A 13916-nucleotide genomic window follows, 5' to 3' on the forward strand; every position below is an offset into this window, starting at 1 on the left:
TTTCGTGCGCCATGCGAACCGGACCCCGAGCGATGAGGGGGACGGACCATCCCATCCGGGGAGGACAGGAACGGACCGATTTCGAACCGCCCATATAGGAAAAGGGGGCGGCTTTGTGAAGGGGGCAGGATCAATCCATGTCGATCGTCAGATGGCGGACATCCCCTTCCAGCCGACCGTGGGCTGTCGCATAGTCGGTGACGGTCACGCCAATGTCCTGGCCGATGTCCAGCGTCTCGCCGTTGCCGGCCGGCATCAGGAAGCTGACCGGCAGCGAAAGCTGCGCCAATTGTGTTTCGCCGGAACTGAGCGTGACCTCTGCCGGCTTGCCGAAGCCGCTGGTGACAAAGCGCAGCCGTATCGACGTGCTGCCGGCGGAAAGAGGGGTGGCCGCTGCGACCCGTGCAACCTCTTCGGGCTTGGTCGACCGGGCGAAGATGAAGCTCGGGCGACCATGGTCGAGATAGAGGCTCCAGCCGCCAAAATGGCTGCCCAGCGCCATGATGGCGCCTGATGCGTCCGGCTTGTCTAAGCGCAACTGGGCGGTGATGGTGAAGGATCGACCGACCAGGAAGGGCTGGCCGACCGCTGGCAGGCTGATATCCTTGCCCCAATATTCATAATGGCGCCTGCCGCCGCCGATAAAGGCCGCCATGCCTTCCGCCCGACCAGCGCCGAAGCGGTGGTCCAGCGGGAAGACCTGGTTGCGTTCGGCCTCAGTCTGCCATGTGGCCTGCATCGCCTTGAGCCGGTCGGGCTGAGAGGTCGACAGGTCAGTCGACTGCGAAAAGTCGCGCTCCAGGTCATAGAGTGTCCAGGTGACGGGGGGATTGGCGCCACCCGGTGGCATCGCGACCCAGGGCGCACGGCCATCGTCCATGCTGGCAAACCAGCCATCCTGATAGAGGGCAGCCTTGCCCCCGATCTCGAAATATTGGGTACGCGGCACCTTGGGCTGGCACTGGCTCAGGCTGGGGAGCAGGCTTTTCCCATCGATCGGCTTCTGCGCGATTCCGTTGACGCTCGCCGGTACGGGCAGGCCGGCGGCTTCCAGCACGGTGGGCACGATATCGTTGAGATGCCCGAACTGCGCACAGATGCTGCCCGGCTTTGCGACATGCCCCTTCCAGGCCATGATCATGCCGTTGCGAATGCCGCCCAGCATCGACGCCACCTGCTTGGTCCAGCGGAACGGCGTGTCCATCGCCCAGGCCCAGCCGGCGGGATAGGTGCCATAGGTCATCGGTCCGCCCATGCGGTCGATATTCGATGCCAGCCATTGCGGGCTTTCATTATGGCGGCCGACGGTCTGCATCTCGTTGACGGTGCCGTCGACACCGGCTTCGGCGGCGGCGCCATTATCGCCCAGTATCACGCTGATCAGCGTCGTCTCCAGCAGGCCCATGCGCTCCAGTTCGTCGAGCACCCGGCCAAACTGTTCGTCCTGATAGACTAATTGCGCCGCAGCGACCTCCATCGTCCGCGCGGCAAAGGCCCTTTGTTGCGGATCAAAGCTGTTCCAGGCGGGAATTTCGGCCGGCCGGGCGGTCAATTGCGTGCCCTTGGGAAGGATGCCCATGGTCAGTTGCCGGCGATAGCTTTCCTCCCGCATCCGGTCCCACCCCTGGTCGAACCGGCCCTTGAAGCGGGCGATATAGTCGGCGGGCGCCTGATGCGGGGCATGGGTGGAACCGGGCGCATAATAGATCAGGAAGGGCTTGTCCGGGGCGGCTGCCTTCTGGTTATGGACATAGCGGATGATCTCGTCGGCCAGGCGCTTGTCGAGCAGGTCGCCCTTATTCTCCTCCGGCGCGACCCGGCTGATCCCCCGGAACAGGGTGGGGGAATATTGATCATTATCCCCGGCGATGAAGCCATAATAATATTCGAAACCCCGGCCGGTGGGCCAGTTGTCGAACGGCCCGGCCGCGCTCTGCTCGCTCTTGGGCACATTATGGTCCTTGCCGAACATTGCGCTGTTATAGCCATTGAGGCGCAGCATCTGGGCAATCGTGGCGGTGTCCGGTCCCATCCGGCCCATATAGCCGGGGAAGCCCGCCGGCAGGTCGCTCAGATAGCCATTGCCCGCGGCATGATGGTTGCGCCCGGTCAGCAGTGCCGCGCGGGAGGGCGAGCAGATGCCCGTGGTGTGGAAGCGGTTGTACCGCTGGCCCATCGCCGCCAGTCGCTCGAAATTGGGTGTGGGCACCGGGCCACCAAAGGCGCTGGACATGGCAAAGCCGACATCGTCGCTCATGAACAGCAAAACATTGGGCGCGCCGGCTGGCGCGCGAACCGGCTGCACCGGCATCGGGCGCGAATGGGCGACATCGGGCGCAATGACCCCGTCGAAGGGCGCGGGGGGAATCGGCAGGGTGGTGCGCACCGTCTGCGCCGGGCTGGCGGCGGCGATCATCAGCGCAGCGGCGCCGGCGCTGGCATAGAGGAATGCGTGCATGGTCTCTCCCTGTCGTCCGTTCAGGAACGGTTCGCTTCAGGGTGCTGTGTGTGATGCATATCGTCCAATGCATATTGGATGCGATTAGGATAACATCTGTGCATGGATATCCTTCGCCTTCGCCACATCCTGACCGTCGCGCAGACCCGCAGCTTTTCGCGCGCGGCCGAGCAGCTCAACATCACCCAACCGGCGCTCAGCCGCTCGATCGCCGCGTTCGAGGTGCGCTATGGCGTGCGACTGTTCGATCGCAGCCGCAGCGGGGTGATGCCGACCGCGATCGGCCGCCAGATCATCGATCAGGCGCGCGATCTGGTCGGACTGGCATCAGGGATGGATCGCGACCTGCGGCTCCTGGCACGCGGTGAGGCGGGAGAGGTCGCGATCGGCTTTGGCCCGTTGATGGCCAGCCTGCTGCTGCCCGATCTTGGCGCCTATGTGCAGCGCACCCGCCCCGGCCTTCTGCTGCGGACCATGATCCGCACGCCCGACCAGTTGGTCCAGGCGCTGATGGACGATCAGATCGAACTGATCTTCGGCAATAGCTGGCCGCTGGCCGATGTGCAGGGGCTCAGCGTGCAGATGGTCGGGGCGATCGAGGTCGGACTGCTGGTGCGCAGCGGGCACCCGCTGGCCGGGCGGACCGGGCTTGGTCGGGCGGATCTGGACCCTTTTGCCATTGCCAGCGCGTCTGATCTGGTTCTGGCCGGCTTGCCGGACATGACCGGTGCTTTCATCTGCGACAATTTTCATATCCTGCGGGATCTGACGCTGCGCTCGAACGCAGTCTGGGTTGGGGCGCCGGCGGCGGCGCAGGCCGACATCGCGGCCGGTGCGCTGGTCATTCTCGATCTGGTTGACCGCCCGCCCATACAGAGCGAGATCGCGCTGGTGCGACGGGCCGGCCGGTCGCTCTCACCCGCCGCAATAGCGGTGACGGACGAAGCCCGGCGCCTGCTCACACAGGCGGCGGACCGTCTTAGCTGAACAGTTTCCGCTCCGCCCTGATCGCGGCGACCAGCCGGTCCAGCTCGGCGCTGCTGTTGAACAGCGCAGGTGTCACGCGCAGCACCGGGCCGGATGCGAGCCCGGCCTTGGCCACCACCAGCAGGCGATATTTGTCGAGGAACAGCTTGGCCGCCTGTTTGGCGCCATCCGGGCCCTTCATGCCGGGCAGGCGGAAACCGGTGACGGCGCCGAAGCGGCCGGCCTCCTGCGGCAGCAATATCTCCAGCCCGACGATGTCGCGGACCCGCTCGACCCAATAGTCGCGCAGCCGGACGAGATGGCGATATTTGGCATCCAGTCCGATCGCATCCTGCACCGCGATCGCGCGCGGGATGGTCAGGCGGGCGGCGAAGTCGACCGTGCCGGTCGGGATGCGCGCGCGAATATCCTCCGGCCCATGGATGCGGTTGCCGAGCCATGGGGAAATGTCCTGCAGCCGGTCCTTGCGGATATAGATGCCGCCGGTGCCGAGCGGCGCGGCCAGCCATTTGTGCAGCGAGAAGCCGATGAAGTCGGCGCCGGTCTCCTCGATCGTGAAGGGCAGGTGGCCGACCGCCTGGGCGCTGTCCAGGATCACGTCGACGCCCCGTGCCTTGGCCATGGCGACGATCGCCTTGACCGGCGGCACCAGCCCGTTGCGGTTGGACAAATGGGTGAGCAGCAGCAGCTTCGCGCGCGGCGTTTCTTTCAATATCCTGTCATAGGCGGCCAGGATATTCGCTTCCGTATGCGGCTCGGGCAGGCTGAAGCGGACGATGCGGGCGCCGCGGCTCTGCTCCAGATAGTCGCAGGCAAATTGCATCTCGTCATAGTCGACATCGGCATAGATCACCGCGTCGCCGGCCTTGAGCAGCGCATAATTGGCGATCAGTGCATAGAGCGCTTCGGTGCCGCCGCCCGACAGCGCGATCTCCTCGGTCTGCGCGCCGAGCAGCTTTGCCACAGCCGCGCGCGACCGATCCAGCACGGCGTCGCGCGGATGGCCGGGCGCGGCATTGCGCAGGAACAGCGAATTGTTGCGGTTCACCCATTGCGAATAGGCGCGATAGCTGGCCGCCACCGGCCGGGTCATCGCCCCATAATAGGCCGCGTCGAAGGTCGCGAAATCCCGCTCCACGTCATAGAGGGGCAGCAGTGCGCGCTGTGCCGCCTCGAAATCCGTCATATCGCCGGTGAAGCGGAAGGGCGCCTCGTCGGGCCAGCCATCTGACGGTCCGGTCGTGGCCGCAACCGCGCCATCCAGCCCCAGGCCGACACCGAAAGTGACACCCAGCGCGCCACCCGCCCGTCCGATAAAGCCCCGCCGCGTAACCATCTTGCCCCCGAAGAATGTCGTGATTTTATACCATAACGTAATTGCGCACGAAATCCGCCAGCGCCGTCCGCATCAGGAGCCGGATGGCGTTACGGGTGTCACCTTCGGTGTCACGATCGGTGGCGCGGTGGGCTGGGCCGGCGCAATCTTGACCGTCTCGAACCGCTCCTTGCGCCGTACCCCGTCCAGCGAAGGCAGGGTGACGGCGGCTGGCGGCGGCGCTGGCGTCGCGGTCGGCACGCGCTGGCGCATGCATTCGGCCTTGGTCGGGCGGGGGAACTGGCTGCAGTTCCACAGCGCGCGCTGCAATCCGTTGCCGACATAATGGATATAGGCGAAGCTCATCGCCTCAAGCTGGGCGTCGTTGAGCGGAAGGCCGGTCGGGACGGCGCCGCCGCGCCAGCCCATGATCCGGCATTCGGGCCGGCCGGCACAAAAGGTCTCGGCCAGCGCGGGCCAGCTTTCCGGCGGGCTGCTGCGATTGAGTTCGACCAGGAAGCTGCGCCCGCCCGGTGCGATCGCGATCAGCCGGACGCCGCCGATCGTCTTGCCCAGCGAGTCCGATCCGATCGCGCGTTCCGGCCTGGCGGCCAGCGCGGCGGCGGCTTCGGTCGCCAGCACCGGCGGCATGCCCGGAAGGCCGCTGCCCGGCAGGCCCTGATGCGCGGCGGACAGGCGGGCGATGCGGGCGATCAGCGGCTCGCCACCGGCTTCACCTAGGCGGAAGGCAGGCGGCGTGCCCCACCAGCCGCGCCAGCGGAAGAACAGGTGCGTGCCGACCGCGGTGATCTTGTCCAGACTGCCGCTCCAATAGGGCACGACCCAGTCGGTATGATAATGGGTGGCATAGCCGACCGCCTTGAACACCTTGCCGGCCAGCGCGCCGCGCGCAATCTCCCGCGCCCGCGCCCAGGCGCCGATGGATGGCGTGCGGGCCAGTGCGCCGTCGCAGGTGAAGGTGAACTGGCAGCCGGTGGTCCGTTCCTGCCCCTGGAACACCACGCCGCAGACCGTCTTGGGGAAGGCCGGGTGGCGTACGCGGTTGAGCACGACCTGTGCCACCGCCTGCTCGCCGACCGCATCGTCGCCCGCTTCGTAAAGCTGGGCCGCCGCCAGGCAGTCCGTGGCTCGGGCCAGGTCGGTTTCCGATCCGCGGAACAGGAACGGTCGGGCCGACGGATTGGGATCGCGCGAAAAGGGGATCTGGGCGTTGAGGTCGCGGGCCTGTTCGGGGCCGAGCGCGAAAATCGCGACGGGTTCGACGGCGGGCGGCGGCGTTGCCGGTCGGCGCTGGCGGGCGGCTGCAACAGCCGCCAGCCGGCGGCCCTGCGTCACCTCATCGCCAGCGCGCGGCCGGCTTTCCCAGCCGGCCACCGCCATGGGCAGACCGACGAACAGCAACAGCCATATCAGCCACATCGCGCGATGTGGCCGGTCAGGGAAAGTGCCGCCGGTCATGCCCTAGGCTTTGTGCCGTTTATTCGGGCAGGAAGTCGGGCACCGAGAGATAGCGTTCGCCGGTGTCATAATTGAAGCCCAGAACGCGGCTGCCCGCGGGCAGTTCCTTCAGCTTCTGCGCGATCGCGGCGAGCGTGGCGCCCGACGAGATGCCGACCAGCATGCCTTCCTGGCTGGCGGCGCGACGGGCATAGTCCTTCGCATCGGCCGGATCGACCTGGATCACGCCATCGAGAATCTGGGTGTGCAGGTTCGCCGGGATGAAACCGGCGCCAATGCCCTGGATCGGGTGCGGGCCGGGCTGGCCGCCGCTGATGACCGGCGACAGGGTCGGCTCGACCGCATAGACCTTAAGGTTCGGCCACTGCTTCTTCAGCACCTCGGCGGTGCCGGTGATATGGCCGCCCGTGCCCACGCCGCTGATCAGCACGTCGATCGGCGCGTCGGCGAAATCGGCGATGATCTCCTGCGCGGTTGTGCGGACATGCACGTCGATATTGGCGGGATTCTCGAACTGCTGCGGCATCCAGCTATCGGGCGTCTGCGACACCAGTTCCAGCGCCCGTTCGATCGCGCCCTTCATGCCCTTTTCGCGCGGGGTCAGGTCGAAACTGGCACCATAGGCCAGCATCAGCCGGCGGCGTTCGATCGACATGCTTTCGGGCATGACCAGGATCAGCTTGTAACCCTTGACCGCGGCCACCATGGCCAGGCCCACGCCGGTATTGCCCGACGTCGGCTCGATGATCGTGCCGCCCGGCTTCAGGTCGCCCGATGCTTCGGCCGCCTCGATCATGGCCAGCGCGATGCGGTCCTTGATCGACCCGCCGGGGTTCGACCGTTCCGACTTGATCCATACTTCAGCGTCCCCGAACAGCCGGTTGACCCGGACATGGGGGGTATTGCCGATGGTATCGAGAATAGTGGCAGCTTTCATTGGGCCGTCTCCTGGCTGATGTCCGCCTCCCTTAAGTCGGGTGGGTCGAAAGTGCGTGCAAGGCGCAGTTCGGGAAAGAGCCGCGCCCAGAATATCGTGACGAGAATGGCGCCGACGCCACCCCCGATGACCGCAGCGATAGGCCCAACGAGCGCTGCAAGGAAGCCCGATTCCGCTTCGCCCAGTTCATTGGAGGCGGAAATGGTCAGTTGCGACAGGCTGGAGACGCGGCCGCGCATCGCATCGGGCGTGTGCAACTGCACCAGCGACTGGCGCACGAACACCGACACCATGTCGGCACCGCCCAGCACGATCAGCGCGGCGATGCCGGCCTCCACCGCGATGTCGCGCGGCAGGAAGGCGGTGCAGCCGAAGGCGATCGTGGCCAGGCCGAACAGGATGACCGCCGCCAGCATCTTGAGGCCGACCTGCGTCTTCATCGGCCGGAAGGAGAACCAGAGCGCTGTCAGCGCCGCGCCGATCCCCGGCGCGATCGCCAGATGGCCATAGCCGGTCGACCCGACATGCAGGATGTCGCGGGCATAGACGGGCAGCAGCGCGGTCGCACCGGCCAGCAATACCGCGAACAGGTCCAGCGTGATCGTCGCCAGCACCAGCCGGTTGCTCTTGAGATAGGTGAAGCCGTCGATCATCTGGCGGATCGGATGGCGGCCCTGCTGGCGCGGCGGCTGGGGCACCGGCCCGACCATCATCATCGATATGAGGCCGACGCCGAACAAGGCCGCCGACAGCGCATAGGCGGCCCAGGGCTCGATCGCATAGGCATAGCCGCCCACCGCCTTGCCGAGGATGTCGCCGGTCTGCCAGGCGACCGACGACAGGGCGATGGCGGTCGGCAGCACGGCGGGCGGCACCAGGTTGGGCGCCAATGCTCCATAGGCCGGGCCGTTGAAGGCACGGGCGATGCCGACGATGACCGCGATGCCGAAGATCAGCGGCAGGCTGACCCAGCCCTCATAGGTGGCGAAGGCCAGCACGGCGGCGGCAAGCATCAGTAGTGCCAGCGTCAGCCGGGTGATGATCCGCCGGTCGAAATGATCGGCCACCCAGCCGGTCACCGGCGTCAGGAAGAAGAGCGGCAGGAACTGCGCCAGGCCGATGAGGCCAAGCTGCGCCGATGCCTCGCCCGTGCTCATCGTCTCCCGCGCGACATTATAGGCCTGCCAGGCGAGCAGGATCATCATGCTGTACTGCGCCAGCGTGGCGCAGAAACGGCCGACCAGATAGGCGCGGAAATTGCCGTAATGGAGCGGGTGGGGTGCAGCAGCCGAGGAAGACATGGCCGCGCTCTAGCCTTATCCCGTGGCGGATAGCAACGGGCCGGACATAATCGACCGGCCCCTTGTCCATGCTTACTGGCCCATCCTTATTTGAACAGGCTGCCCAATATGCCGCGCACCAGCTGGCCGGCAATGCCACCGCCCGAGGATTTGCGGCTCGATCCGCCGAACACGGCACGGCCCAGTTCATTGGCGACCTGGCGGCCGACCGAGGAGGCGGCGGAGCGGGTCGCCGACTGCACCGCCTTGTCGAGGCTGCTGGGCTTGGCCGCCTCGCGCGCGGCGGCGGCGTCACGCCGGGCCTGCTCCTTCAACTCCTGTTCGCGCTGCTTGGCCTCGACCTTGGCCTGGGCGGCAGCGGCCTTGTCGGCTTCGGCCTTGGCCTTGGCTGCCTGCGCGGCGGCAGCGGCGGCCTCGCCACGCGCGGCCAGGATTTCCTCGGCGGATTCGCGGTCGACGGCGGTGTCATATTTGCCTTCGCAGGGCGAGATCGACTGGATGATCGCGCGCTCCTTGGCATCGACCGGGCCGAGGCGCGAGCGGGGCGGGGCGATCAGCGTGCGCTGGACCACGCCCGGCGCACCATCCTCCTGCAACAGGGACACCAGCGCCTCACCGGTCTTGAGTTCGGTGATCGCGGTCTCGATGTCGAGATCGGGGTTGATGCGGAAGGTGTCGGCCGCTGCCTTGATCGCCTTCTGGTCGCGCGGGGTGAAGGCGCGCAGCGCATGCTGCACCCGGTTGCCGAGCTGGCCGGCAATGGCTTCGGGAATGTCGATCGGATTCTGGGTGACGAAATAGACGCCGACGCCCTTGGAACGGATCAGGCGAACGACCTGCTCGATCTTGTCCTGCAATGCCGCCGGGGCGTCATCGAACAGCAGATGGGCCTCGTCGAAGAAGAAGACCAGTACCGGCTTTTCCGGATCGCCCACTTCAGGCAGCGTCTCGAACAACTCGCTCAGCAGCCAGAGCAGGAAGGTGGCGTAGAGCTTTGGGCTCTGCATCAGCTTGTCGGCGGCAAGGATGTTCACATAGCCGCGCCCCTTGTCGTCCACCTTCAGGAAGTCGTGGATGTCGAGCGCGGGCTCGCCGAAGAAATGGTCGCCGCCCTGGGTTTCAAGCTGGAGCAACTGGCGCTGGATCGCGCCGACGCTAGCCTTGGTCACATTGCCGAAGCGGGCCGAGAGCGTATCGGCATTTTCCGCGCAATAGGCGAGCATTGCCTGCAAATCGCCCAGGTCGAGCAGCAGCAGCCCTTCCTCGTCAGCATATTTGAAGGCGATGTTGAGCACGCCTTCCTGCGTGTCGTTGAGGCCCATCAGCCGGGCCAGCAGCAGCGGCCCCATCTCGCTGACCGTGGTGCGGATCGCATGGCCCTGCTCGCCATAGAGATCCCAGAAGATCGCGGGATTGTCGGCATAGCTGTAATCGGCGATGCCGATTTCCCTGGCGCGCGATACCAGCTTGTCGGCATTTTTGGCGGTCGGCGAACCGGCCATCGAAATGCCCGACAGGTCGCCCTTCACATCGGCCACGAACACCGGAACGCCGAGCGCCGAGAAGCTTTCGGCGATGCCCTGCAACGTCACCGTTTTGCCGGTGCCGGTGGCGCCGGCGATCAGGCCGTGGCGATTGGCCCGGCGCAGGTTCAGAAATTGGGGGATGCCGCCGTCCTTTTCGGGCGCGCCCAGACCAAGGAAGATGCCGTCGCTCATGGGCTTATGCTCCTCAAAAACGGGTCGGGCCGCGCCCGCCGGACTGTCTGCTCCTTCTTAGAAGGGAGGCAGGCAATCCGGCAAGCGCGGCCCGTAACGATTGTCGCTTTTGCTGACTTACTTGTCGCGCAGGCGGATGGGCAGGAACAACGGCGCCTGGCCGCGACGCAGCACCTGCAGCAGGATGGCGTTGCGACCCTGGGCCGACACCGCCTTCACCTGTGCATCCAGATCCGCCTGGGTCAGCACCGGCCGGTTATTGGCCGACAGGATCACGTCGCCGCGACGCAGGCCCTTGGCGCCGGCGTCGGTCGATCCGTCAACGGCGGTGATGACGATGCCGCGCGTGTCGCCGGCAACACCGAGCTGGCGGGTGATGCTGGGGGTCAGCGGGATGGCGGAAATGCCCAGCGACTTCTGGGCCGCCTGGGTGTCGCTGCCCTGGTCGCCCTGCTGGCTGAAATCATCATCCTGCTGCTGGGCGAAATTATTGAGCTCGTCTTCGCTCGGGCGCTCGCCCACGATCGCGTTCAGCGTCATGCGCTGGCCGTTGCGCAGCAGCACGATCGGCACGCTCGACCCGATCTTGCTGTTGGCGACGATCGACGACAGATTCTGGTCCGGCGTCACTTCCTGACCGGCGACGCTCACGATCACGTCGCCTGCCTTGATGCCGGCCTTTTCGGCGCCCTTGCCAGGCTCGACGCCCTGCACGAACTCGCCGCGATTCTTCGCGAGACCCAGCGAATCCGCCATGTCCTCGCCCAGCGGGCTGATCTGCACGCCCAGATAGCCGCGCTTGATGCTTTGTCCCTGGCGCAGCGTGTCGACGATCGGTGCCGCCTGTTCCGAGGGGATGGCGAAGCCGATGCCGACATTGCCGCCCGAAGGCGACAGGATCTGGCTGTTGATGCCGATCACATTGCCGCGCATGTCGAACATCGGGCCGCCGCTATTGCCCTGGTTGATCGATGCGTCGGTCTGGATGAACTTGTCATAGGTGCCGCCGGTGCCGCGATGCACGGCGGAGATGATGCCGGCGGTCACTGTGCCCGACAGGGCGAAGGGGTTGCCGATCGCGACGACCCAGTCACCGACGCGCGCCTTGGTGCTGTCGCCGAACTTGACGAAGGGCAGGGGCTTCTTCGCGTCGATCTTCAGCACCGCAAGGTCGGTAGCGGGATCGCGGCCGACCAGCTTGGCGGGATATTCTTCTTTGTTGGTCATGGTGACCGTGATGCTGTCGACGCTGGCGCCTTCCGCACCGGCCGACACGACGTGATTGTTGGTCACGATATAGCCATCGGCCGAGATCAGGAAGCCCGAGCCAAGCGACTGGGCCTGACGGGTCTGCGGCTTGCTGCCGCCGCCCTGGCCGAACAGGTCGCCAAAGGGCGTGCCGGCGAAGGGATTCTGCACGGTGACGCGCTGCTTGGTCGAGATGTTGACCACGGCCGGCTGCAGCTTTTCGACCATGTCGGCCAGGCTGGCGGGCGCGCCGGCGGGAGCAGCGGCCTGCAGGCCTTCATTCTGGGCGGTCTGCGCGCCGACATTGGAACTGGTCGTGACGGCGATGGCGGTGCCGCCGAGCAGCAGGGCGCCGGTGATGGCATAAGCGTAACGCACTCGTGACGGTCCTCTTCAGAAATTCGGGAGCGGGAAGGGCGGGACTCTCGGGGAGCCTTATCGATGCGCCGCCCTGCCTTAACCGATATTGAATGACACTGGTTCCGTAATGATCCTGAAACCTGCTGTTAGCGGCCCTGGAACTGCTTCAGGAACTCATTGTCCTTCGACAATACCATCGTCGTGCCGCCCGCCCGATCCGGGGCGAAGGTATAACGATAGGCCTGCATGGCGCGATAGAAGTCATAGAAATTCGCGTCCTTGCCAAAGCTTTCCGCATAGATGCGGGCGGCATTGGCGTCGGCCTCGGCGCGAATGATCTGTGCCTGCTTCAGGCCCTGGGCGCGGATCGTCAGCGCTTCCTGCTGGCGCGCGGTGCGCATGCGGGTGAAGGCGCTTTCCAGCGGCGTGCCATCGGGCAGGTCGGCGCGCTTGATCCGCACGTCGACGATCTCGGCGCCATATTGGCGCGCGACCCGGTCAAGCCCGGCCTCGATATTCTGCATCACCTGGCCGCGTTCGGGGCTGAGCAGCGCGGCGAAAGGTCGCTTGCCCAGTTCGTTGCGCAGCGCCGAACCCAGGATCGGGCGCAGCGCGTCCGACACCTTTTCCTCGCTGCCGGCCGAAATATACATGCGTAGCGGATCGACGATGCGATAGCGGGCAAAGGCATCGACCTGCAGGCGCAACTGATCGGTCGAAAGCACCTGCTGGCGCTCCATCTCGACCGAGAGCACGCGCTTGTCGATCCAGACGATCTGGTCGAAGAAGGGCACGCGCAGGATGACGCCGGCGCCGGTCTTGCCGAAATCCTCGTTCGGGCGATAGCGGTTGATGATCTGCTTGGGCTCGCCGAAGCGGACGATCACGCCCTGCCGGGTTTCCGGCACGATGGTGACGGTGCTGCCGACCAGGATCAGCAGGATGATCGCGCCGATGGCGAGGGCGATGGGATTGCGCAAGCTCACTGGCCTTCCTCCGTCGCATTGGCAGCCGACTGGGGTGTCCCCTGGGCGCGCCGCTTGAGTTCGGGAAGGGGCAGGAAGGGGGTGACGTTGCCGCTTTCGACGATCGTCTTGTCGACGGTGGACAGGACGCCCTCCATGGTTTCGTAATACATGCGCCGGCGGGTCACGTCGGGTGCCAGCCGATATTGTTCATAGACCTTGTCGAAGGCTGCGGCTTCGCCCTGCGCCTTGGCTGTCACCTGCTGCGCGGCGGCGCGCGCCTCGTTCAGATAGGTCTGGGCCGTCTGCTGCGCAGCCGACACTTCCTTGAAGGCGTCGTTGACGGCAGCCGGCGGATCGGCCTGCTTGATCGCCACGCCCTGGACGCGGATGCCGGACTTGTAGCCGTCGAGAATCTCCTGCATCCGCTGTTCGACCTGCTGCTCGATCTCGGTGCGGCCCGCGCCCAGCGCATCGTCCAGGCTGACGCTGGCGACCACCGAGCGCATCGCGCTTTCGGCGACTTCGCGGATCGAGGCATCCGGGTCGGCCAACTGGAACAGATAGAGTTCCGGATTGCGGATGTTCCAGCGCACCGAATAGGCCAGGTCGACGATATTCTGGTCGCCGGTCAGCACCAGATTTTCGCTCTCCGCGCTGGCCGAGCCGATGTCGATCGTGCGGATTTCCTCGACATCGACCGTGCGCACCGCCTCGAACGGGGCGGGCAGGGTCAGGCTGATGCCGGGCGAAAGGGTGCGGCTATATTTGCCGAGCAGGGTGACGACGCCGCGTTCCTGCGGGCCGACCCGGTGGAAACTGGTCAGCACCAGCCACAGGACGACGACAATGCCGACGGCGATCGGCCACAGCGCCCGGCCGTTCGCGCGCGGCGGCAGGCCACCGAAGCCGCCGCCCTGGCCAAAGCTCTCGCGGCTCTTGCGCAGCAATTCCTCGATCGCGGAGGGAGATTTGCCGCCGGCCGGCTTGCCGGGCTGGGTCCAGGGATTGCGCGGGCCATCACTGCCCCCGCCGGACCCGTTCTTGCCCGGTCCGTCATTGCCCTCAGGCCCGTCACCCTTGCCGCCCCAGGGACCCTGGGCCATGGCGCTCGCGATGCCGGGCATCCACCCGAATAATCTTCTCAT

The 13916-nt window shown here is 66.1% G+C and carries 10 protein-coding genes; 1 reads left to right on the forward strand and 9 read right to left on the reverse strand.

Annotated features, from left to right (window positions below):
* Positions 1 to 130 precede the first annotated feature (130 nt).
* On the reverse strand, positions 131 to 2458 hold the full coding sequence (locus BRX37_RS02340; RefSeq protein ID WP_318276566.1) for an arylsulfatase: 2328 nt from the start codon (positions 2456 to 2458) through the stop codon (positions 131 to 133).
* Positions 2459 to 2560: 102 nt separating this feature from the next.
* On the opposite strand from BRX37_RS02340, the gene BRX37_RS02345 reads away from it, so the two are divergent.
* Entirely contained in the window at positions 2561 to 3445 is an 885-nt protein-coding gene (locus BRX37_RS02345) for a LysR family transcriptional regulator (protein WP_125985361.1), read from the forward strand.
* Here BRX37_RS02345 and BRX37_RS02350 read toward each other — a convergent pair.
* The 8 genes from BRX37_RS02350 to hflK all read right to left on the reverse strand — a co-directional run bounded on the left by BRX37_RS02350 (position 3438) and on the right by hflK (position 13916).
* Positions 3438 to 4781 (reverse strand): aminotransferase class V-fold PLP-dependent enzyme, encoded by a 1344-nt coding sequence (locus tag BRX37_RS02350; RefSeq protein ID WP_125985362.1) that lies wholly within the window; start codon positions 4779 to 4781, stop codon positions 3438 to 3440. The genes BRX37_RS02345 and BRX37_RS02350 overlap by 8 nt on opposite strands.
* Positions 4782 to 4853: 72 nt before the next feature.
* Positions 4854 to 6239 (reverse strand): cell wall hydrolase, encoded by a 1386-nt coding sequence (locus tag BRX37_RS02355; protein ID WP_125985363.1) that lies wholly within the window; start codon positions 6237 to 6239, stop codon positions 4854 to 4856.
* Between the two features lie 19 nt (positions 6240 to 6258).
* A complete protein-coding gene (gene cysK / locus BRX37_RS02360) occupies positions 6259 to 7176 on the reverse strand; it encodes a cysteine synthase A (protein ID WP_010338110.1) in 918 nt (305 codons plus the stop codon).
* Positions 7173 to 8477, reverse strand: coding sequence for an MFS transporter (locus BRX37_RS02365; protein ID WP_125985364.1), 1305 nt, complete (start codon positions 8475 to 8477; stop codon positions 7173 to 7175). The genes cysK and BRX37_RS02365 overlap by 4 nt, the downstream gene beginning before the upstream one ends.
* 86 nt (positions 8478 to 8563) lie before the next feature.
* Positions 8564 to 10195, reverse strand: a complete 1632-nt coding sequence (locus BRX37_RS02370; protein WP_125985365.1) for a helicase HerA-like domain-containing protein — start codon at positions 10193 to 10195, stop codon at positions 8564 to 8566.
* 117 nt (positions 10196 to 10312) lie between these two features.
* Complete coding sequence (locus tag BRX37_RS02375; protein ID WP_125985366.1) at positions 10313 to 11821, reverse strand: Do family serine endopeptidase; 1509 nt, start codon at positions 11819 to 11821, stop codon at positions 10313 to 10315.
* Positions 11822 to 11949: 128 nt separating this feature from the next.
* A complete protein-coding gene (gene hflC, locus BRX37_RS02380; RefSeq protein ID WP_004208464.1) occupies positions 11950 to 12789 on the reverse strand; it encodes a protease modulator HflC in 840 nt (279 codons plus the stop codon).
* Positions 12786 to 13916, reverse strand: coding sequence for an FtsH protease activity modulator HflK (gene hflK / locus BRX37_RS02385; protein WP_004208463.1), 1131 nt, complete (start codon positions 13914 to 13916; stop codon positions 12786 to 12788). Before hflK ends, hflC begins: the two co-directional genes overlap by 4 nt.

This window comes from Sphingomonas sp. S-NIH.Pt3_0716 (assembly GCF_003950715.1).
Lineage (GTDB): Bacteria > Pseudomonadota > Alphaproteobacteria > Sphingomonadales > Sphingomonadaceae > Sphingobium > Sphingobium yanoikuyae_A.

Excerpts from the sequence above, each read along its gene's own strand:
- BRX37_RS02340 (WP_318276566.1), bottom strand. The coding sequence starts at position 2,458 with ATGCACGCATTCCTCTATGCCAGCGCCGGCGCCGCTGCGCTGATGATC.
- BRX37_RS02345 (WP_125985361.1), top strand. The coding sequence starts at position 2,561 with ATGGATATCCTTCGCCTTCGCCACATCCTGACCGTCGCGCAGACCCGC.
- BRX37_RS02350 (WP_125985362.1), bottom strand. The coding sequence starts at position 4,781 with ATGGTTACGCGGCGGGGCTTTATCGGACGGGCGGGTGGCGCGCTGGGT.
- BRX37_RS02355 (WP_125985363.1), bottom strand. The coding sequence starts at position 6,239 with ATGACCGGCGGCACTTTCCCTGACCGGCCACATCGCGCGATGTGGCTG.
- cysK (WP_010338110.1), bottom strand. The coding sequence starts at position 7,176 with ATGAAAGCTGCCACTATTCTCGATACCATCGGCAATACCCCCCATGTC.
- BRX37_RS02365 (WP_125985364.1), bottom strand. The coding sequence starts at position 8,477 with ATGTCTTCCTCGGCTGCTGCACCCCACCCGCTCCATTACGGCAATTTC.
- BRX37_RS02370 (WP_125985365.1), bottom strand. The coding sequence starts at position 10,195 with ATGAGCGACGGCATCTTCCTTGGTCTGGGCGCGCCCGAAAAGGACGGC.
- hflK (WP_004208463.1), bottom strand. The coding sequence starts at position 13,916 with ATGAGAAGATTATTCGGGTGGATGCCCGGCATCGCGAGCGCCATGGCC.